The 22,875-nt window shown below is 67.6% G+C and carries 11 protein-coding genes and 1 pseudogene; 9 read left to right on the plus strand and 3 right to left on the minus strand.

The genetic code is table 11. The features are described from left to right. Positions 1-81 precede the first annotated feature (81 nt). From ACVWWN_RS06720 to ACVWWN_RS06760, 9 genes are all read left to right on the plus strand, one after another. On the plus strand, positions 82-1,134 hold the full coding sequence (locus tag ACVWWN_RS06720; RefSeq protein WP_457143199.1) for an alpha/beta hydrolase: 1,053 nt from the start codon (positions 82-84) through the stop codon (positions 1,132-1,134). A gap of 127 nt (positions 1,135-1,261) precedes the next feature. Next, the gene (locus ACVWWN_RS06725) at positions 1,262-2,263 is read left to right on the plus strand and encodes an esterase family protein (RefSeq protein WP_457143200.1); all 1,002 of its coding nucleotides are present in this window, start codon (positions 1,262-1,264) and stop codon (positions 2,261-2,263) included. A gap of 138 nt (positions 2,264-2,401) precedes the next feature. Next, positions 2,402-3,280, plus strand: coding sequence for an alpha/beta hydrolase-fold protein (locus ACVWWN_RS06730; protein ID WP_457143201.1), 879 nt, complete (start codon positions 2,402-2,404; stop codon positions 3,278-3,280). Between the two features lie 56 nt (positions 3,281-3,336). Next, on the plus strand, positions 3,337-3,801 hold the full coding sequence (locus tag ACVWWN_RS06735; RefSeq protein WP_457143202.1) for a DUF732 domain-containing protein: 465 nt from the start codon (positions 3,337-3,339) through the stop codon (positions 3,799-3,801). A 30-nt stretch (positions 3,802-3,831) separates the two neighbouring features. Further along, positions 3,832-4,839 carry a carboxylesterase Culp6 gene (gene culp6 / locus ACVWWN_RS06740; protein ID WP_457143203.1) on the plus strand — a complete coding sequence of 336 codons (1,008 nt, stop codon included), beginning with the start codon at positions 3,832-3,834 and terminating at the stop codon, positions 4,837-4,839. A gap of 188 nt (positions 4,840-5,027) precedes the next feature. Continuing rightward, positions 5,028-6,917, plus strand: coding sequence for a long-chain-fatty-acid--AMP ligase FadD32 (gene fadD32 / locus ACVWWN_RS06745; protein ID WP_457143204.1), 1,890 nt, complete (start codon positions 5,028-5,030; stop codon positions 6,915-6,917). A 169-nt stretch (positions 6,918-7,086) separates the two neighbouring features. Next, positions 7,087-12,342 (plus strand): polyketide synthase Pks13, encoded by a 5,256-nt coding sequence (gene pks13 / locus ACVWWN_RS06750; RefSeq protein ID WP_457149028.1) that lies wholly within the window; start codon positions 7,087-7,089, stop codon positions 12,340-12,342. Further along, positions 12,339-13,913 (plus strand): acyl-CoA carboxylase subunit beta, encoded by a 1,575-nt coding sequence (locus tag ACVWWN_RS06755; RefSeq protein WP_457143205.1) that lies wholly within the window; start codon positions 12,339-12,341, stop codon positions 13,911-13,913. The genes pks13 and ACVWWN_RS06755 overlap by 4 nt, the downstream gene beginning before the upstream one ends. An 18-nt stretch (positions 13,914-13,931) precedes the next feature. Continuing rightward, entirely contained in the window at positions 13,932-15,323 is a 1,392-nt protein-coding gene (locus ACVWWN_RS06760; RefSeq protein WP_457143206.1) for a serine/threonine-protein kinase, read from the plus strand. A 9-nt stretch (positions 15,324-15,332) separates the two neighbouring features. On the opposite strand, the gene ACVWWN_RS06765 is transcribed toward ACVWWN_RS06760, so the two are convergent. The 3 genes and pseudogenes from ACVWWN_RS06765 to ACVWWN_RS06775 all read right to left on the minus strand — a co-directional run bounded on the left by ACVWWN_RS06765 (position 15,333) and on the right by ACVWWN_RS06775 (position 22,862). Further along, entirely contained in the window at positions 15,333-16,244 is a 912-nt protein-coding gene (locus tag ACVWWN_RS06765) for an MBL fold metallo-hydrolase (protein ID WP_457143207.1), read from the minus strand. Beyond that, positions 16,245-19,448, minus strand: coding sequence for an arabinosyltransferase domain-containing protein (locus ACVWWN_RS06770; RefSeq protein WP_457143208.1), 3,204 nt, complete (start codon positions 19,446-19,448; stop codon positions 16,245-16,247). 146 nt (positions 19,449-19,594) lie between these two features. Further along, positions 19,595-22,862: pseudogene (locus tag ACVWWN_RS06775) on the minus strand (arabinosyltransferase domain-containing protein). Between the last annotated feature and the right edge of the window lie 13 nt (positions 22,863-22,875).

Consider the following 22,875-nt stretch of genomic DNA (forward strand, 5'->3'; position numbering starts at 1 on the left):
GGTCATTGCGAGGCGATATCCGATCTGAACGATCCGCCGTCCGCGTGGCGTCGGACCGATGAACGGACGGTAAAACAACAGATGTCGACGACATCGGCGGTCAACACTGCGCGCATCCGGCTTCGCCGCGTGCTCGTGGTGGCGGCGGCCGCGGTGATGCTGCCCGCCCTGGGCGCCACGGTCCTCGAAGCGCCGACCGCGAACGCCTTCTCGCGCGAAGGGCTTCCGGTCGAATACCTCGACGTCTACTCGACGGCGATGGGGAGAAACGTCCGGGTCGAATATCAAGCGGCCGGAGGCGCGCCGGCGCCGACATCCAACTCCGGAGGCGCGCCGGCGCCGACATCCAAATCCGGAGGCGGTAAGGCTGTCTACCTGCTCGACGGCCTGCGGGCGCAGGACGACTACAGCGGCTGGGACATCAACACCGCGGCGTTCGAGTGGTTCTACCAGTCCGGCGTCTCCGTGGTGATGCCCGTCGGCGGCCAGTCCAGCTTCTACACCGACTGGTATTCGCCATCGAGCTTCAACAACCAGACCTTCACCTACAAGTGGGAAACCTTTCTCACCAACGAACTTCCGCAGTGGCTGGCCGCCAACAAGCAAGTCTCGACGACCGGCAACGGCATCGTCGGCCTGTCCATGTCGGGTGGTGCCGCACTGATCCTGTCGGCGTACCACCCCGCCCAGTTCAGCTACGCCGCTTCGCTGTCGGGCTTCCTGAACCCCTCGACGCTCGTCATGCAGCAGGCGATCCGCGTCGCCATGCTCGACGCGGGCGGCTTCAACGTCGACAACATGTGGGGTCCACCGTGGGACGGCGCGTGGCGGCGCAACGATCCGACGCAGCAGGTGGCGCGCCTCGTGGGCAACGGAACCAGGCTCTGGATCTATTGTGCGCCAGGCGGTACCACGCCGCTGGACGAGGGCGCCGACCCGAACCAGGCATTCAACGCCACCGGTCTGGAGTCGATGGCGATCAAGAGCAACAAGGATTTCCAGCAGGCGTACCGCAACGCCGGCGGTAGCAATGCCACCTTCGAGTTTCCGGCCGCAGGCAACCACGCCTGGCCGTACTGGGGTGCTCAGCTGCAGGCGCTGAAACCTGACCTGATCGCGACTATCAACAAATAGCGTTCAACCTGGGAGGACACGTTCTGAAGAGAGAAATTTCTGGGATATGTGGTTGACTACACGGGCACGCAAGCCGGGGGACCCTCGGATCCTGGGTGCGCAATCGACAGATGGGATAGGTAGAAGCATGACTTTCGTTGGGAGAGTGCGCGGCGCCTGGGCGCGTCGGCTCACGATCGCGGCCCTGGTGGCCGCCGTGTTGCCCGCCCTGATCGGCGTCGTCGGCGGCTCGGCGACTGCGGGGGCTTTTTCACGTCCGGGCCTGCCGGTGGAGTACCTGGAGGTGCCGTCGGCCGGGATGGGTCACGACATCAAGGTCCAATTCCAGAGCGGTGGCCCCAACTCCCCGGGTGTCTACCTGCTCGACGGCCTGCGCGCGCAGGATGACTTCAACGGCTGGGACATCAACACGGCGGCGTTCGAGTGGTACCTGAACTCCGGCCTGTCGGTGATCATGCCGGTCGGTGGACAGTCCAGCTTCTACAGCGACTGGTACAAGCCGGCGTGCGGCAAGGCGGGTTGCCAGACCTACAAGTGGGAGACCTTCCTGACCAGCGAGCTGCCGAGCTATCTGGCGTCCGAAAAGGGCGTCAACGCCAGCAGCAACGCCGCGGTCGGCCTGTCGATGGCCGGTTCCGCCGCCCTGACGCTGGCCATCTACCACCCGAATCAGTTTCAGTACGCGGGCTCGCTGTCGGGCTTCCTGAACCTGTCCGAGGGCTGGTGGCCGATGCTGGTCGGCCTGTCGATGGGGGACGCGGGCGGCTTCAAGACCGAGGACATGTGGGGCCCGTCGAGTGATCCCGCGTGGAAGCGCAACGACCCGATGGTCAACATCGGTCAACTGGTCGCCAACAACACCCGTATCTGGGTCTACTGCGGTAACGGCACGCCGTCGGACCTCAGCGCGGGCGTCAGCGCGGGCAACCTGTTCAACGCCAAGTTCCTCGAGGGCTTCACGCTCAGGACGAACAAGACGTTCCAGGAGAACTACATCGCCGCCGGCGGTAAGAACGGTGTGTTCAACTTCCCGTCCAACGGTGTGCACGACTGGCCCTACTGGGGTGGGCAGCTTCAGCAGATGAAGCCGGACATCCAGCGGGTGCTGGGCGCGACGCCCACCGCATAACACGTCTCGACAGTCGACGGCGGCGTCCCCACGGGGGTCGCCGCCGTCGGCCGTCCGGCGACCATTTCCGGCGTCGCGCGTGACGCCGATGTGATTCACTACCTGCGCGGGGCAAGCCAGACGACGTGAGGCGGGTAGATGCGTGGGTTGTTGAGAGCGATCTTCACGGTGATGCTCGCCGGCGGGCTGTGGTCGGCGGTGCCGGCCGTCGCCAACGCCGAACCCGAATTCCTCATGGTGCCGTCGGCGGCCATGGGACGCGATATCCCGGTCGCCTTCCAGGGCGGTGGCCCGCATGCCGTCGTCCTGCTCGACGCGTTCAACGCGGGCGATCCCGTCAGTAACTGGGTGACTGCCGGTAATGCGATGAATACCCTTGCCGGCAAGGGTATCTCGGTGGCCGCGCCCGCGAGCGGCGCGTGGAGCCTCTACACCAACTGGGAGCAGGACGGCAGCCGCCAGTGGGAGACGTTCCTGTCCAGCGAGCTGCCCGACTGGCTGGCGGCCAACAAGGGGCTGGCGCCCGGCGGGCACGGCATCATCGGAGCGGCCCAGGGTGGCACCGGCGCGATGATGATGGCCACCTTCCATCCGGACCGCTACCGCTACGCCGGCTCGCTGTCCGGCTTCCTCACCCCGTCGAACACCACGATGAACGGCGCGATCACGGCCGGGCTGGCGCAGTACGGCGGCGTGGACATCCGCAATATGTGGGGCCTGCCACAGTTGGGCCGCTGGAAGTGGCACGACCCCGACGTCCACATTCAGCTCCTGGCCGACAACAACACCCGGCTGTGGGTGTTCAGTCCGTCGAACATGACGTGCAGCGACCCCGCAGCGATGATCGGCTATTGCGATCAGGCGCAGGGCAGCAACCGCGCGTTCTATCAGCATTACCGGTCGGTCGGCGGCCACAACGGGCACTTCGATTTCTCCGCCGGTGGTAACCACGACTGGGGCACTTGGGGCCCTCAGCTGGCCGCGATGTCCGGTGAGCTGGTTGCCACGATCAAGTAGCCAACGCACGATTCCGGCCGACGGGACCGCACCGAGGTAGCCGGTACCTTGGAGGGATGCGTCACGTCCGGGGTTGGTCGGCAACGTCACTGATAGTGGCGTCGGCGACCACACTGCTCACCGGATGTTCCCTCGGCGACGACGTGATGGCGACCATCGGAATGCCCACCTCCGAGACTGCCCCGGCGCACGGGCAGTCTCCCGCACAGCCGCCGGGTCCGCCGCAACCGGAAGCGCAGCCGAACGCCTTGATCGTCACGCCGCAGCAGCGCTCGTACCTCGACGCGCTCGCTGCGGCCGGCGTCAAGCCGTCGACGGATCTACTCGCGCTGAGCATCGGCTCCTATGTGTGCCAGGCGCGCGCTGCCAAGCAGAGCGATCAGGCCGTATGGGACTTCGTGCTACCCATGGTGCGTAACGATGTGCGCGGCTCGGGCATGCGCTCGATGACGCCGGCGACGGCTGCGGTGAATTCCGCGACGGCCGACTACATTCGCATCGCGACCGACAAACTCTGCTAGCGCTGCGCACGCGAGGAGCACACAGAATCCATGCCGAAGACCAATCGACGGAAACGTCATCGCATTCTCGCGCTCGTCGCAGCCGGGGCGATGGCGCTCGTTGTCGTCCTCATCGTGGCGATCGTCATCGTCGTGTTGCGCGCGCCCGAGACTCCGCCCACCGCGCTTCCGCCGAGCGCGGTGCCGCCCACCTCGGTGCCGACGACGAAGAAGCCGCGCCCGGACTTCCAGGACGCCAGCTGTCCCGACGTGCAGCTGATTTCGATCCCCGGCACGTGGGAGTCGTCGGTGAATCTCGACCCGTTAAATCCGGTGCAGTTCCCGCTGGCGCTTCTGCTGAACGTCACCAACCCGATCCGCGCGCAGTTCGGCACGGACCGGCTGGAGATCTACACCGTTCCCTACACCGCGCAGTTCCACAATCCGCTGTCGGCGGATGGCCAGATGTCCTACAACGACAGCCGGGCCGAGGGCACCCGCACCGCGGTGAAGGCCATGACGGACATGAACAACCGGTGCCCGCTGACCAGTTACGTGCTGGTCGGTTTCTCGCAGGGCGCGGTCATCGCCGGCGACATCGCCAGCGATGTCGGGAACGGGCGCGGTCCGATCGACGAGGATCTCCTGCTCGGTGTGACGGCGATCGCGGACGGGCGCCGCCAGGACAACGTGGGCCAGGACATCGGCCCCAACCCCGACGGCCAGGGCGCCGAGATCACGCTTCAAGAGGTGCCGACGCTGTCGATGCTGGGTCTGACGATGACCGGTCCGCGTCCGGGCGGGTTCGGGACGCTCAACGACCGCACCAACGAGATCTGCGCCAGAGGCGATCTGATCTGCGCGGCGCCCGAGTCGGCGTTCAACATCACCCAGCTGCCGCGGACGATCGAGGTGCTCAGCGGCGGGGGCGGCCAGCCGGTGCACGCCTTGTACGCCACGCCGGAGTTCTGGAATCTCGACGGTCAGACCGCCACGCAGTGGACACTGGGCTGGGCGCAGGGTGTGATCGATAACGCCCCGCATCCAAATCATGGCTGACATGTGACCGGACCCGATTTGGCCTGCGACAACCGGTCGCTTAACATTAAGAAAAACGTAAGAGTGGCGGCCGGCGTCCGACCCGAATGCGCTGGTCAGGGCGCTTTACAGCGGCCGCGCCTATGCCCCGGTACGATGCCTGGGGTTTGGCCTGCGCCGACACGAGCGCGTTTCGACAGGAGAGTGTTATGGCGTTCCACAACCCGTTCATCAAAGACGGACTGATCAAGTTTCCCGACAACGGAAACCTGGTTCGGCACGTCGAACGATGGGCCAAGGTGCGTGGGGACAAGCTCGCCTATCGATTCCTGGACTTCTCGACCGAGCGTGACGGGGTCGAGCGGGACCTCCACTGGGCCGACTTCGGCAAGCGCAACCGGGCCGTCGGTGCCCGGCTGCAACAGGTCACCGAACCGGGCGACCGCGTCGCGATCCTCTGCCCGCAGAACCTCGAGTACCTCGTCGCGTTCTTCGGCACCTTGTATTCCGGTCGCATCGCCGTTCCACTGTTCGACCCGTCCGAGCCGGGGCATGTGGGCCGTCTCCACGCCGTGCTCGACGACTGCCAGGCGTCGGCGATCCTGACCACCACCGAGGCCGCCGAGGGAGTTCGCAAGTTCTTCCGCAGCCGTCCGGCCAAGGATCGCCCCCGCGTCATCGCGGTCGACGCGGTCCCCGACGAGGTCGGCGCCACCTGGGAGCTCGTCGACATCAACGTCGAAACCATCGCCTATCTGCAATACACCTCCGGGTCGACGCGCATTCCGACCGGTGTGCAGATCACGCATCTCAACCTGGCCACCAATGTGGTCCAGGTGATCGAGGCGCTGCAGGGCGAGGAAGGCGACCGGGGCGTGTCCTGGCTGCCGTTCTTCCACGACATGGGCCTGATCACCACCATGATCTCGCCGATGATCGGCCACTACTTCACCTTCATGACCCCGGCCGCGTTCGTCCGTCGGCCCGGCCGCTGGATTCGCGAGATGGCGCGCAAGGAAGGCGAGACCGGCGGCGTCATCTCGGTGGCACCGAACTTCGCGTTCGACCATGCCGCCGCGCGTGGTGTGCCCAAGGCGGGTGAGCCGCCGCTGGACCTGTCCAACGTCAAGGCGGTGCTCAACGGCAGCGAGCCCATCTCGGCGGCGACCGTGCGCCGGTTCAACGAGGCGTTCGGTCCGTACGGGTTCCAGCCGCGGGCGATCAAGCCGTCCTACGGTCTGGCGGAGGCGACGCTGTTCGTGTCCAGCACGCCGCACAACGAACCGCCGAAGATCATCTCGGTCGACCGCGACGAGCTGAACCAGCACCGCTTCGTCGAGGTGCCCGACGATTCGGAGAAGGCCGTCGCGCAGGCGTCGGCGGGCAAGGTGGGCGTCGCGGAATGGGCCGTCATCGTCGACCACGAAACCGCCAGCGAGTTGCCCGACGGTCAGATCGGCGAGATCTGGATCAGCGGCCAGAACATGGGCACCGGTTACTGGGGTAAGCCCGAGGAGACCTTGGCGACCTTCCAGAACATCCTCAAGTCGCGGACCAGCCCCTCGCACGCCCAAGGCGCCACGGACGATGCGCTGTGGGTGCGCACCGGTGACCTCGGCGCCTACCACGACGGCGAGCTCTACATCACCGGCCGGGTGAAGGATCTGGTGATCATCGACGGCCGCAACCACTACCCGCAGGACATCGAATACTCCGCGCAGGAGTCGACCAAGGCGCTGCGCACCGGGTTCGTCGCGGCATTCTCGGTGCCCGCAAACCAGCTGCCCGACGAGGTGTTCGAGAACGCGCACGCCGGCCTGAAGCGGGACCCCGAGGACACGTCCGAGCAGTTGGTCATCGTCGGTGAGCGGGCGGCGGGCGCGCACAAACTCGACATGGCGCCGATCGCCGACGACATCCGCGCCGCGATCGCGGTGCGCCACGGCGTGACCGTGCGCGACGTGCTGCTGACGTCGGCGGGCGCGATCCCGCGGACCTCGAGCGGCAAGATCGGGCGCCGCGCGTGCCGCAGTGCCTACCTGGACGGCAGTCTGCGCGGCGGGAAGGTGGCCAATGCCTTCCCCGACGAGACGGACTGACGGACTGACTCGATTGAATCCCGACATGGGCCGCTAGCGGGCTAGAGGTGACCTGAACATGACTGAAACACAAGACGATTCACTGACACCAGAAAACCAACCGGCTCCCGAAGGCGAGATCGTGATCGCGGGGGCGCCCGACGACGCCCGCGCCACCGTCGGCTCCGACATGACCGTTGCCGAGATGCGGCAATGGCTGCGCAACTGGATCGGCAACGCGACCGGTCAGTCGCCCGACGGGATCAACGATTCGACCCCGATGGTCGAGCTCGGGCTGTCGTCGCGTGACGCGGTCGCCATGGCCAGCGACATCGAGGACCTGACCGGTGTCACGCTGACCGCGACCGTGGCATTCCGCCATCCGACCATCGAGTCGCTGGCCACCGTCATCGTCGAGGGCGAGGCCGAAGTCGAAGACGTTGCCGGCGATGAGGACTGGTCGCGCACTCGCGACGTCGACGACATCGCCATCGTGGGGGTGGCCACCCGCTTCCCCGGTGATATGAACACCCCCGAGGAGACCTGGCAGGCGTTGTTGGAGGGTCGCGACGCGATCACCGACCTGCCCGAGGGCCGCTGGGAGGAGTTCCTCGACGAGCCGAGGATCGCCGAGCGGGTCGCCAAGGCGCGCACCCGCGGCGGATACCTCTCCGATATCAAGGGTTTCGACGCCGAGTTCTTCGCCCTGTCGAAGATGGAGGCCGACAACATCGATCCGCAACAGCGGATGGCGCTCGAATTGACTTGGGAGGCACTGGAACACGCGCGCATCCCGGCATCGGCGCTGCGCGGCCAGAGTGTCGCTGTCTACATCGGCAGCTCCACCAACGACTACAGCTTCCTGGCGATGTCGGATCCCTCGGTCGCCCATCCGTACGCGATCACCGGCACGGCGAGTTCGATCATCGCCAACCGCGTCTCCTACTTCTATGACTTCCGCGGGCCGTCGGTGGCCATCGACACCGCGTGCTCGAGCTCGCTGGTCGCCGCGCATCAGGGTGTGCAGTCGTTGCGGTCCGGTGAGGCCGACGTCGCGATTGTCGGCGGCGTGAACGCACTGATCACCCCGTTGGTCACGGTCGGGTTCGACGAAGTGGGCGGCGTGCTGGCGTCCGACGGCCGGATCAAGTCGTTCTCCTCCGACGCCGACGGCTACGCCCGGTCCGAGGGCGGCGGGATGCTGGTGCTCAAGCGCCTGTCCGACGCCCGCCGCGACGGTGACGACATTCTCGCGGTCATCGCGGGAAGCGCGGTCAACCACGACGGCCGGTCCAACGGCTTGTTGGCGCCCAACCCCGATGCGCAGGCCGAGGTGTTGCGCAAGGCGTACAAGGACGCCGGCATCAACCCGCGCGACGTCGACTACATCGAGGCGCACGGCACCGGCACCATCCTCGGCGACCCGATCGAGGCCGATGCGCTCGGTCGCGTCGTCGGCAGGGGCCGCGACGCCGACAAGCCGGCGCTGCTGGGTGCGGTGAAATCCAATGTGGGACATCTGGAGTCCGCGGCGGGTGCGGCCAGCCTGGCGAAGATGACCCTGGCCCTGGCTAACGACAAGATCCCGCCGTCGATCAACTACGCCGGACCGAACCCCTACATCGATTTCGACGCAGTGCACCTGAAGGTCGCCGACACCGTCACCGACTGGCCGCGTTACAGCGGCCACGCGATCACCGGTGTCTCCGGTTTCGGCTTCGGCGGGGCCAACGCCCACCTCGTGCTGCGCGAGGTGCTCCCCGCCGATCTCGTTGAGCCCGAACCTGAATCGGCACCCGCCGCCGCGGAGACGAAGAAGCCCGAGGCCGACGCCGTCTACATCGGCGGTGTCCGGATGGATGAGTACGGCGAGTTCGTCGACGACGACAACGACGACGATGACCATGCCGACGAGTACGGCGACACCGTGCAGGTAGGCGCCGATGGCGAGCCGGAGCTGCCCGGCCTGACCGACGAGGCCAAGCGCCTGCTGGAGCTGGCGCGCGAGGAGCTCGAGGCTGCTCAGAACGACGAAGAGCAACAGGCTCCTGTTGTCCCGCTTGCAGTTTCCGGCTTCCTGACATCGCGCAAGAAGGCCACCGCGGCCGAGTTGGCGGACTGGATCGACAGCCCGGAAGGGCGCGCCTCGTCGCTGGAGTCGATCGGCCGGTCGCTGTCGCGGCGCAACCACGGGCGCTCCCGCGCCGTGGTGCTGGCCCGCGACCACGACGAGGCCGTCAAGGGCCTGCGCGCGGTGGCCGACGGCAAGCAGAGTCCCAACGTGTTCAGTGCCGACGGTCCCGTCACCAACGGTCCCGTCTGGGTGCTCGCCGGTTTCGGTGCGCAACACCGCAAGATGGCCAAGAGCCTGTATCTGCGCGACGAGATCTTCGCCGAGTGGATCAACAAGGTCGACGCACATGTTCAGGACGAGCTGGGCTACTCCGTCGTCGAGCTGATCCTGGACGACTCGCAGGACTACGGCATCGAGACCACGCAGACGGTGATCTTCGCCATCCAGGTCGCCCTCGGCGAGCTGCTGAAAGCCCACGGCGCGAAACCCGCTGCAGTGGTTGGGCAGTCGCTGGGCGAGGCCGCCGCGGCCTACTTCGCCGGTGGGCTGTCGCTGGCCGATGCCACCAGGACGATCTGCTCCCGCGCGCACCTGATGGGTGAGGGTGAGGCCATGTTGTTCGGCGAATACATCCGGCTGATGGCGCTGGTGGAGTATTCCGCTGACGAGATCGAGACGGTGTTCAAGGACACGGAAGACTTCAAGGATCTCGAGGTCTGTGTGTACGCCGCCCCGACGCAGACCGTCATCGGCGGCCCCCCGGAGCAGGTGGATGCGATCATCGCCCGCGCCGAATCCGAGGGGAAGTTCGCCCGCAAGTTCCAGACCAAGGGCGCCAGCCATACTCAGCAGATGGACCCGCTGCTCGGTGAGCTGGCCGCGGAACTGCAGGGCATCCAGCCGCGCCCGCTGACCACCGGATACTTCTCGACCGTGCACGAGGGCAATTACATCCGGCCCGGCGGCGAGCCCATCCACGACGTGGACTACTGGAAGAAGGGCCTGCGGCACAGCGTCTACTTCACGCAGGGCATCCGCAACGCCGTCGACAACGGGCACACCACGTTCCTCGAACTGGCCCCGAATCCGGTGGCGCTCATGCAGGTCGGCCTGACGACGGCGGCCGCCGGGCTGCATGACGGCCAGCTGATCGCCACGTTGGCGCGCAAGCAGGACGAGGTCGACTCGATGACCTCGGCGATGGCGCAGCTCTTCACCTACGGTCACGATCTCGACTTCCGGACTTTGTTCCCTCGGCGTTTCGCCGGAACCGAGTTCGCCGACATCCCGCCGACCCGCTTCCGGCGTAAGCCGCACTGGCTCGACGCCCGCTTCACCGGCGACAGCTCGCTGTTGATGCCCGGCAACCACGTCGCGACTCCAGACGGCCGGCACGTGTGGGAGTACGTTCCCAAGGGCACCGCCGATCTTGCTGCGTTGGTGAAAGCCGCTGCGGCCCAGGTGCTCCCGGATGTAAAACTGACGGCCTCCGAACAGCGTGCGGTGCCCGGCGAGGGTGCGCGTCTGGTGACGACGTTGACGCGTCACCCGGGCGGGGCCAGTGTGCAGGTGCACGCGCGCATCGACGAATCGTTCACGCTCGTCTACGACGCTATCGTCAGCCGCAACGGTCAGGCGGCCGCACTGCCCGCCGCGGTCGGTGCCGGAGTCGCTGTGGCCGAACAGGTCTCGGGGGCGCAGGCTCCGGACGAAGACGACAACGCCGAAATCCTGCAGGACAACCTCACCCAGGGCGCCAACCTCGGGGCGGGTTTTGCGAAGTGGTCGCCGGACTCCGGTGAGGCCATCGGCCAGCGCCTCGGCACCATCGTCGGCGGCGCGATGGGTTACGAGCCCGAGGACCTGCCGTGGGAGGTGCCGCTGATCGAGCTCGGCCTGGATTCGCTGATGGCCGTGCGGATCAAGAACCGTGTCGAGTACGACTTCGACCTGCCGCCGATCCAGCTGACGGCCGTTCGCGACGCCAACCTCTATGCCGTCGAGAAGCTCATCGAGTACGCGATCGAGCACCGTGACGAGGTCGAGGAACTGCACGAGCACCAGAAGACCCAGACGCCCGAAGAGATCGCCGCGGCGCAGGCCGAGCTGCTGGGCGGCGCGACCAGCATCGCCGAGGTCAAGCAGAAGCTCGCCGAGGTCGCCAAGGATGCGCCGCCCCTTCCACCCGCGCCGACCGATCCGTCGGGTCCCGGGAAGTCCGCCGCCGCCGCGGCGGCACAGGTGCTCAGCCAGCAGGCGGTCGCGGATGCACTCGGCTCGGACGTGCCACCGCGCGACGCCGCCGAGAGGGTCACGTTCGCGACGTGGGCGATCGTCACCGGCAAGTCGCCGGGCGGCATCTTCAACGAGTTGCCCGCGGTCGACGACGAGACCGCCGAGAAGATGGCGCAGCGGCTTTCCGAACGCACCGAGGGCACCATCACCGCCGACGACGTCAAGTCCGCCGCGACCATCGAGGCGCTGGCCACCACGGTGCGCGACTACCTGGAATCCGGCCAGATCGACGGCTTCGTCCGGACGCTGCGGGCCCCCTCGACGGATCCCGCAGGGGTCAGCCGGGTGCCGGTGTTCCTGTTCCATCCCGCGGGCGGTTCGACCGTCGTGTACGAGCCGCTGATCAAGCAGTTGCCCGCCGATACTCCCGTCTACGGCATCGAGCGCGTCGAGGGTTCCGTCGAGGAGCGCGCGGCCGAGTACGTGCCGAAGCTGCTCGAGATGAACGGCAACGGGCCCTACATCCTGGCGGGCTGGTCACTGGGCGGGGCCCTGGCCTACGCATGCGCGATCGGCCTGCGCCGGGCAGGGGCAGAGGTCGCGTTCGTCGGCCTGATCGACACCGTCCGTGCGGGCGAGGAGATCCCGCAGACGCCCGAGGAGACCCGCAAGCGCTGGGACCGCTACAAGCTGTTCGCGGAACGGACGTTCAACGTGCAGATCCCGGAGATTCCCTACGAGTACCTCGAGACGCTCGACGACGAGGGCCAGGTGAAGTTCGTGCTCGAGGCGGTCAGCGAGAGCGGCGTCCAGATCCCCGGCGGCATCATCGAACACCAGCGCACTTCCTATCTGGACAACCGGGCGCTGGAGACCGCGGAACCGAAGCCGTACCACGGTCACGTGACGCTGTACATGGCAGACCGCTACCACGACGACGCGATCGTCTTCGAGCCGCGCTACGCGACCCGTAAACCGGATGGCGGCTGGGGGGAGTTCGTATCCGATCTCGAGGTCGTGCCGATCGGGGGTGAGCACATCCAGGCCATCGACGAGCCGTACATTGCCAAGGTGGGCGCCCACATGAGCGAGGCCATCAGCCGGATCGATGCCGAGAAGGAGACCCTGGCCAAGTGACCGTCGAGTCCTCTCCCGTCCACCCGCCGGCCACGACCGCCGAAAAGCTGGCCGAACTCCGCGAGAAACTTGCGCTGGCCAAGGAACCCGGTGGCGAGAAGGCCGTCGCCAAGCGGGCGAAGAAGGGCATTCCCAGCGCCCGCGCCCGCATCAACGCGCTGGTCGACCCGGGCAGCTTCCTGGAGATCGGTGCGCTCGCCAAGACGCCGGGTGATCCGCAGGCCCTGTTCGGGGATGGCGTGGTGACGGGCCACGGCACCATCAACGGGCGCCCGGTCGGCGTATTCAGCCATGACCAGACCGTGTTCCAGGGTTCGGTGGGCGAGATGTTCGGCCGCAAGGTCGCCAAGCTGATGGAATGGGTGGCGATGGTCGGCTGCCCGATCATCGGCATCAACGACTCGGCAGGCGCCCGGATCCAGGACGCGGTCACGTCGCTGGCGTGGTACGCCGAGCTGGGGCGCCGCCATGAACTTCTGCGCGGCCTGGTGCCCGAGGTGTCGATTATCCTCGGCAAGTGCGCAGGCGGGGCGGTGTACTCGCCGATCCAAACCGATCTGGTGGTGGCCGTGCGCGACCAGGGTTACATGTTCGTCACCGGACCCGACGTGATCAAGGACGTCACCGGTGAGGACGTCTCGCTGGACGAACTCGGCGGCGCGGACGCGCAGGCCCGCTACGGCAACATCCATCAGGTGGTCAACGATGAAGCCGAGGCGTTCCAGTACGTCCGCGACTACCTCAGCTTCCTGCCCGCCAACACCTTCGACGACCCGCCGATCGTGAACCCCGGCCTGGAGCCGGACATCACCCCGCACGACTACGAGCTCGACTCGATCGTGCCCGACTCCGACAACATGGCCTACGACATGCACGAGATCCTGCTGCGGATCTTCGACGACGGTGACGTCTTCGATGTGGCCCAACAACAGGGGCAGGCGATGATCACCGCGTTCGCGCGCATCGACGGGCGCCCGGTCGGGGTGGTCGCCAACCAGCCGATGCACCTGTCGGGCGCGATCGACAACGAGGCGTCCGACAAGTCGGCGCGGTTCATCAGGTTCTGCGACTCCTACAATCTGCCATTGGTTTTCGTCGTCGACACGCCCGGCTTCATGCCCGGCGTGGCGCAGGAGAAGGGCGGCATCATCAAGCGCGGCGGCCGCTTCCTCAACGCGGTCGTCGAGGCGGACGTGCCGAAGGTGACGATCACCATCCGCAAGTCCTACGGCGGCGCGTACGCCGTGATGGGGTCGAAGCAGCTGTCGGCGGACCTGAACTTCGCGTGGCCGACCGCGCGGATCGCGGTGATCGGCGCCGAGGGGGCGGCGCAGCTGCTGGTGAAGCGGTTCCCCGACCCGAACGCGCCGGAGGTGCAGAAGATCCGCGCCGAGTTCATCGAGGGCTACAACCTCAACATGGCCACTCCGTGGATCGCCGCCGAGCGCGGCTTCATCGACGCGGTGATCCAGCCTCACGAGACCCGGTTGCTGCTGCGAAAGTCCATGCGATTGCTGCGCGACAAGCAGATCGATCGCGTGCAGCGCAAACATGGCCTGACGCCGATCTAAACCGCCGAGGATGTACCCATGCCGCTAGCGGATGGCCAGCTGATCGCCGGATACACGATTCTGCGATCTCTCGGTGCGGGTGGGATGGGCGAGGTCTATCTGGCCCAGCATCCCCGGCTGCCGCGCCGCGACGCGCTCAAGGTGCTCTCCGCGAAGGTCTGCGCGGAATCGGAGTACCGGGAACGCTTCAACCGCGAGGCCGACATTGCGGCGTCGCTGTGGCATCCGCACATCGTCGAGGTGCACGACCGCGGCGACGTCAACGGCCAGCTGTGGATCGCCATGGACTACGTCGAGGGCACCGACGCGCAGCGAATGTTGGTCGAGCAATACCCGGACGGCATGCCACCAGACAAGGTGGTGCGGATCGTGACCGCGGTGGCCGATGCGCTCGACTATGCCCATCAACGCAACCTCACGCACCGCGACATCAAGCCCGCGAATATCCTGATCTCCGATCCCGACACCGTAAACGAGCGAATCCTGCTGGCGGACTTCGGGATCGCTCGCCGGGGCGATGATGCCAGCGGTCTGACCGGAACGAACATGACGTTGGGAACCGTGGCGTATGCGGCGCCGGAGCAACTGCGAGGCGAGAAGGTCGACGGGCGAGCTGACCAGTATGCCTTGGCCGCCACGGCGTTTCAGCTGTTGACAGGGTCGCCACCATTCTCCCATGCCAACCCCGCGGTGGTGATCAGCCAGCACCTGACGTCCGCGCCGCCGGCGATCGGCTCCCGACGGCCGGAGCTGTCGGGCCTGGGGCCGGTGTTCGACAAGGCGCTCTCGAAGTCACCCGACGACAGGTACGACAGGTGCATCGACTTCGCCCGCGCGCTGTCGCACCGCATCGGCGACGAGTCCCACGATGCGCAGCCCACGGTGTCGGCGAACTCGACCGCCGGACCGAGGCACTCGAGAGGAACTGTGCCACAGCGAAATCGGCGGCACTACGCCGTGGTCGCAGCCGTCGTCCTGGCGGCGGTCGTGTTCGCCGCCGTGGCCTTTGTGGTGATCGAGCGCATCCGGCATTCGGCCGACCCCGGCCCGCACCCGTCTTTGGCTCCCGCGCCGTCCACGACCGCGGCATCCCCGTCGGGAGCCGCCGCGCTGCCGTTGGTTCTGGTTGGGGCGAACTGTGCGACCCTCGGCGCCGCGGGCATCAGCGCGGGCGGCGCCCCGGCGTACTGCGCGCACCTGCCCGCCACGAACACGAACATCTGGTCGCTGTACCCGGGTGAGATCTCAAGTCCCACAATGACTGCCGGACCCGGTGACGAGGCCTATCCGTCGGAGAGCGAGGCGCCGGTGCTGGTTTGCATGGAACAGACCGGCCAGAGCCGGCTGGACTGCCACGACGACATCCTGCAGGGCAACGCAACCGCGCCGGGCGCTACACCGGGTTCCTGAACGCGCGCATCAGATCTCGGGTAGCTCCAGCCAGTCGTCCACCATGAACGCGTCCCCGCGCGCGACCACCGTCGCGCCGCCATGGCCAGGGTAGTGCGCGGGGATCACGGTGGCGCGCCGACGCGATGCCTCGGTCAGCACCCTCTTGCGTGTCGCGCCGGCCGCGGCGAAGTCCTCGTCGAAGGCGCAGGGATCCGTCGGCCGCTGCAACTGGACCGGACAGTGCGTCAGGTCGCCGACGAACACCGCGGGCCGCCCGGCGTCCAGCCACACCACCGAGGACCCCGGGGTATGCCCCGGCGCCGGGCGCAGGTGCAGCGCCGTGCTGATCTCGTGCTCGTCGGACCACACCTCGATCTGGTCCTGGACGGGAAGAATGCTGTCCGCGAACACAATTCGCATGCCCGTCCGCCGCGCGGCGTCGGCCTCGGTGCGGGGCGGCGGACGTTGATCCTCGTTGTCCGGATGGAAATACCGGTAGTCGGCTTCCGGCATCAGATAGCGCGCGTTCGGAAAGGTCGGCACCCATTCGCCGGCCCGGCCCATCGTGTTCCACCCGACGTGATCGGAATGGATGTGCGTGTTGATCACGACGTCGACGGCGGCGCGGTCGACACCGGCGCGTGTCAACGAGTCCAGGAAGTCCGTGTCGAGGCGGTGCAGCGGCGGCATCGCGGGGCGGTCACGGTCGTTGCCCGCGCCGGTGTCGACGAGCACGGTCAGCCCGTCCACCTCGATCACCCACGTCTGCAGCGCGATGCGCCAGCCCTTGTCATCCCAGAAGGTGGGCGTGTACTGCGGCCCGGCGTCGGCCCATGCCTCGGCGGGAGTCTCCGGAAACAGCTCGGCCGACAGGTGGTCGACCGTCCACTCCACCACGCGGGTCAGGGACGCGCCGCCGTACCTCAGCCGCCCGGTCATCTACGGCCCGATCCGGATCTTGCCGGGCTTCCACAGCCCGCTGTGGGTGGCCGTGCCGAGCGTGATCTCGGCCGGTTGCGCGTCGCCGGCGTCGGGGGTGGTGTCGAACTTGCGCAGCGAGCCCCAGTCCCGGCCCCAGTCGTCGGACAGGTAGGTCGCCATCACGTGGGCCCGAAGCAGCAGGTCCGTGACACCCAAAAGGCCGCCGTTGAGGCCGTCCTCCCACGTATCGGTGTCCTTCTTCTTGGCGTTGTAGTCGGGCGTGATCCGGAATCTCGGAATCTGCGTGATGCCGTTGGCGTGCAGCATCGGCTGCTGGCACGGGAACGCCATGCCGACCGCCCAGTCCATCAACACCGGCTGATCGGAGCCGACGAACTCCTGCAGCGAGCGCAGTTCTGGCACCCGCGGGGGCGTGACTGCGAGCCAGTCGCCCGGGGTCAGCGACAGGTCCTCGGCGACGATGCGCACCGCGACCGCATCCGCTGGAATCTGTGAACGCGCGAACCGCAGGTTGCGCCAGGACGGGATCGGCCCGAGGTCATACGGCACCAGTCGGCCGGCGGGAACCGGGGCGCCGCCGGGGCCGGGACGCGCGTACTCCAACTCGACCGTCTGGCCCTCGGTCCGTCCGTTGAACACGCTGTCGCCGGTGATGGTGCCCGCGGCGGTGACGACCACGAGCGGATGCGCATCGTCGGGCCGGGGCAGTTGGTACCAGGCAGAGGTCAATCGGCTCTGCTGCTGGCCGGCCTCGACATACGTGCCCGCCAGCGGGACCCGCAGCGGGTCGAGGCCGTAGGGCAGCGGCACCGTCGACCCGTTGATGCCCGGGCTCTTTCGCTTGGTCGGTGCGTCCCAATCGTAGTCGGTGCCGGGCATCGGCAGCGACATCCGGATGGTCTCGGCGACGATCTTGTCCGGCACGCCGTTGGGGGTGAAGCCCACCGGCCCGGTGCCGCCCAGCGGTCCGAGCGGGCCGTAGTCGCCCGGCAGTGCACTCAGGAAGCCGTCGTTGGCATCCGGTTCGACGAGCACGTCGTCGGCCAGTCCGCAGCCGCCGGTGAACGCGCGCAGATTGGCCCACGCGTTGGAGTACGTCGGATACTGACGCACCACGCCGATCAGCATCGACGCCACGAACACCAGCACCATGAAACCCGCCGCGGCGGTGAGGGGGGCGGCGGTCAGGGCTCGGGCGATACGCCCCTCGCCCTTGTCGCGCGGCGCGAAATGCAGCCAGGCCGCGTAGACCGCGGTGATTGCGAACAGGGCAAAGAAGATTGTGCTGACGCTGATTCCGGCGATCTTGGGTGTGGCGTTGTTGAAGGGGACGCCGTAGCTGGACACATACCACCAGCCGTTGGTGGTGGCGAAGCACAGCGCCAACATGAAGAACACCGCGGCCAGGAACGCCATCCGGTTACGCGACCAGCGCAACACCGCGGGGGATACCAGGACGGTGGTCAGCGCGGCCATCGCCGCACCGACGGCCGCGAACAGGCCGAAGTGATGCACCCATTTGGTCGGGGTGAACTGCAGGAAGAAGATGGTGCCGAAGATGATGCCCATCAGGCGCCACACCGGTCCGCGGGCGATGCCGGGTATGCGCTTGCGCCGCAACATGATGAACATGGCGGCGAAAAGCGCCAGCGCGGTGACCATGAAACCGAAGCGCCGCGAGAGCGAACCGTCGACGGTCGGCAGGATCAGGTAGTAGTAGCGCAGATTCTCGGTGTACCAGGCCTGTGCGGGTCCGATCGCCGTGCGAATCCTGGTGGCCTCCAGCACCGTCGCCAGCGTCTGATCGGCGAACACCACGGTCAGCACGACGGTGCCCGCTGCCAGCATGGGCGCGATCAGGGGCCAGGTTCCGACGACCCGGTGCCTGCGCACCAGGATTCGGATGATCGGACGGCCACCGGCCAGCAGTGCCGCCACGGCGATCAGGCCGGTCGGCTGGATCCCGAGCGTGAACGCGGCGACCAGGACGGCCAGCGCCGCCGGCGTCATGCGGCGGGAGATGATCGCCCGCTCGATCAGCACGTAGGTGATCAGTGCGCCCGTCGCAATCTGCCCCTCGGGCCGCAGGCCGTTGTTGAAGGGCATCCACGCCCCCAGCAGCACCAGTCCGGCGGCCCACACCGCCGCCCGCGACGACGCCACCGCGGGACCCAGGCGGGGCAGCACCTCACGGGACAGCAAGAGCCAGCAGACAATTCCGCACACCAGGTCGGGCAGACGGATCCAGATGCTGGCGTCACTGACACCGGTCATCAGCGCCAGCAGGTTGTAGTACCAGCCGAACGGGTCCTCGGGACTGCCGAACCAGCGGAAGTAGTTCGACATGTACCCGGCGTGGCCGGCCACCCGGGCCATCTGAAGCTGGTAACCGTCGTCACTCGAGTTGGCGCCGATGATGTGCCAGAGCAGGAACGCGCCGATCACGACGACGTCCGTCGCGCTGAAGGTGCGCCAGCGCTGCGGGATCCACCGCTGCATCCGCCTGCCGTCGAGCCGGTCCAGCCGCCACAGTGCCAGCAGCGCGACGATGGTCGACACCATCGCCACCAGCATGGCGGTCAGCTTCAAGAGCGTTGGGCTGGTGGTGAACCGGGTGTCGATGACCGCCGACACGCTGAGCCCGGGCGGCGCGGGCCCGGTCAGGTCCGTGAAGATCCCGACGATCGAGGGCCGCAGGTTCGGGTCGACGAACCCGGTCCGCTGTTCCTTACCGGTGGTGGGGTCGGTCAGCCCGACGAAGGTGGCGAAGGTGCCCGCCTCCGACGAGGTGATCTCGATGCGCTGACAGCCGGGGCCGGCCACTCTTTCGCGGGGGACGCTGGCGATCACCACGTTGCGGTCGGTGATGTCCACGCGCTGGCGATTGACGTTGACGAACAACGCATTCAGCGCCGCCTGCTTGCCGTCCTTCGGCGCGGTGGACAGCACCGTGCCACCGGTCGGCGGCATCGAGTTGATGACCGCGCACGGCACGGTTACCGTCATGGTGACCGGTACCTGCGAGATCAGCGGGGCGGTAACGGAATTGAGCTGACCGTCCTGCGGCCAGTTCAGCGTCGCGGTGGTCTGCACGACGGGCAGCAGTGGGGTGGCGACCGACAGCACGAAGCCGATCAGCCCGGCGATCGTGGCGACCCAGCGGACCGCCTTGACATCACTCGCCTTCGTCTCGCTGCTCATGGCTCGACTCCGGCTCGCTCCGGTCCTCGCTCGTCCCTCGCTGCGATCCTCACTTGCCTTCGTCTCGCTGCTCATGGCTCGACTCCGGCTCGCTCCGGTCCTCGCTCGTCCCTCGCTGCGATCCTCACTCGCCTTATTTTCGCTGCTCATGGCAGCGCCCTGATCGGTCCGCTTCGGCTCCAACCGAACACCCGCTGCGAGCCCTCGTCGATGACGGCGTCAGGCGCATCCTTCGCGGGCACCACTCGGTCGTAGCTCTCGATCGCACCCCAGTCGCGATACCAGTCGCCCCGCAGATAGGTCGGCACGGTCGAGGTGCGCAGCAGCGCCTGGATGAACAGCAGCGGACCGCCGTCGTCGGCGGACTCCCACTGGTTCGAGGACACCACGGCCTGCTTCAGATTGGGGAAGATGCGGTACTCCGGGAGTTCGGCCACGCCGAGGTGTTCGGAGAACGGGCGCTGGCACGGGAAATTCGCGGCCGTCGCGATGTCCATCAGGACCGGTGTCTGCGAGCCGAGCAGCTGCTGCGCGGTCTCGAGCACCGGCACCCGCGGCGGGGTGAACGCGAACCACTGGTCGGTGGACAGGTTGGGGTCGTCGGCGACGATGCGCGCGACATTGGCCTCCGGCGGCGCCCAGGCGAGCGGGAATCGCAGGTTGCGCCACGCCTTCTGGGCGAAGATGTCGATCGGCTGCACCTGGCCGAGCGTCTGGTAGCTGCCGTCGGGCCGGTGCACACCCCACTCCAGTTTCAGGGACTGGCCGTAGTTGAACGAGCCGTCCTCCTCGTAGTACCAGATCGCGCCCGCCGCGGCGACGGTCACCAGCGGCCGGTCAGGGGTGCGGGGCGGCAGCTGGTACCAGGCGGAGGTGACCTTCGCCGCGACCGTGTTCTCGTCGTAGCTGCCCATCACCGCGGTCTGTTTCGGGTCGAGGCCGAACGGCAGGAAAACCCGCGACCCATTGATGCCCACGGGTCCGTACCCGCCGCCGGTGCCCGCGGCGAAGCCGACGCCGACGTTGGGTTCGTTGGGCGACCCGTCGGAGTTCACCGTGCCGGGGTTGGCGACGACGGGTTCGGAGGGTTCCAGTGTGTCGCTGACGCCGTTGGGGGTGAACCCGACAGGGTTCTCCCCGCCGAGCGGGCCGTACCGTCCGAAGCGCTGGCCTGCGACCGGTTGCAGCAGACCGGCATTGGTGTCGGGCTCGGCGAGGACATCGTCGGCCATTGCGCAACTCGTGGCACTGAGTCCGGAGGCCAGCGCCTCGACGTTCGCCTTGCCGGTGGTGTAGACGGGGTAGCGTTGCGCGGCGCCCTTGGCCATCGACCCGACCTCGAGAATGACCATGATGGTGGCCACCACCAGCAGCGGCGTGGACGCCAGCACGCGGTTGCGGCGATTGTTGGCCACCTCGGTGTGTCCCGCGTAGTCGATCCGGAAGTGCAGCCAGGCGGCCAGCAGTCCGGTCAGGATCGACAGCACCAAGAAGATGGTCGTCACCGGGAAGCCGGCGATCACCGGTTGCTTGTCGAACCAGGGCACGCCGTAGTTGCCGATGTAGAACCAGCCGTTGATACCCGATGTGGCCCATGCCAACACGAACAGCAGTGCGGTCACGTACAGCGCCAGGTTCCGCCGGCTGTGCAGCCCGACCCGCGAGAGGGTGAACGCCGTCACCGCGCCGAGCGCACCCGCCAGGCCGGCGAACGCGCCGAACTGCACCGCCCACTTCGTCGGCGTGAACGTCAACAAGAGCAGACCGATGGCGGTGGCGCCGATCAACCGCCATACCGGGCCCTTCGCCATCCCGGGGACGGCGCTGCCCCGGAGCAGCACGGCGAGCATCCCGAACAGGCAGAGCAGCAGCACCAGGACGGCGAAGCGACGGGTCAACGACGAGTCGGCGCTGTCCTCGACGGTGAGGAAGTAGTAGCGCAGGAAGTCCTGGTACCAGGCGATGGTCGGGCCGACGACGTACTTGATGCGTGCGGATTCGGCGACGGTTGCCAGCGTCTGGTCGCGGAACACGATGACGAAGATCAGCGCGAACGAAGACGCCAGGGTGGCCAGCGGTGCGATCAAGCCGTCGATCGGGCGGCGGGCGCGGATGATCCGGGCGATGGCCCGCGCGCCGACCATCAGCGGCGCGAGGGCGATCAGACCCTGGGGCGCCAGGGTGACGCTGAACATCGCCACGATGATCGCGACCGCCGCCGGCCACAGCCTGCGGCTGCCGACGGCGTTCTCCACCAGCACCCACGCCGCGACGGCGCCGAACGCGATCAGCGGTTCCGGGCGCAGCCCGTTGTTGAACGGCAGCCACGCCGCCAGGAAGACCGCGCCGCCGGTCCAGACGGCAACCCTGTTGTTGGCCAGCCGCCGGCCGAGCCGCGGCAGCACGTACCGGCTCAGGATCAGCCACGTCGCGATGGCCGCGGCGGTGGCCGGCAGCCGCATCCAGACACCGGCGGTGCTGATCGCGGCCATGTGCCCGAGCACCGACTGATACCAATCGAACGGTGCCTCGGTGGCGCCGAAGAAGCGGTAGTAGTTGGCGGTGTAGCCGGCCTGACCCGAAACACGCGCGATGGACAGGTTGTAACCGTCGTCCGAGGAGATCGCGCCGATGAGATGCCACAGCAGCAGCAGGCCGATCACGCCGATGTCGGCCAGCCAGGTCGCGAGCCCGACGCGCCAGAACCCGCGCCATGCCCGGGGTACCCGTCGACCCGAATGCCCGTCCAGCACCACCAGCGCCGCGATCGCGGCCAGCACACACAGCACCCCGAGCACCATCGCCAGCAGCTTCAGCGCGGTCGGTGAGGTGATGAACCGGGTGTCGATGTCGATGCGCGCGGACAGGCCGGGCTGCGCGGCCACCTTCAGATCGGTGAACACGCCGGTGACCTGTGGCCGCTTCTCCGGGGACAGGGTGCCTGTCGCGCCGGGGATGCCGACGAAGTCGGCGCCCGTCCCGGCCGACGGTGGCCCAGATGTGCAGCGCGCTGCAGGCGCCGTTGGCCACCGCCGCGCGCGGGGCGACGGCCGCCACCGAATCGCGGAACGCCACCACCACATCCCTGGCGTTGGCGGTGACGAACAGGCCATTCTTGGTGGCCGCGATGCCGGCCGGCGGAATGGTGGAGAAGACCAGACCGCCCGCCGCGGGCAGGGTGGCGATCGACTGACAGGGGATCGACACGTCGAGGGCCTGCGGGGCGCCGGAGACCAGCGGTGCGGTCACATCGGTGACCAGCCCGTCCGGGCCCGGCGCCTGCGGCCACTGGATGGTCGCGGTGGTCTGTTGGACCGGCAGCAGCGGCACCAAGCCGCAGAGAAGCACCCCGCCGATGCCCGCGATGACGGCGACGAGCCTGGCGATGCGCAGACTCCGTTCATCGCTTGGCACGAGGCCCGATGTT

The organism is Mycobacterium sp. URHB0021, from assembly GCF_054057895.1.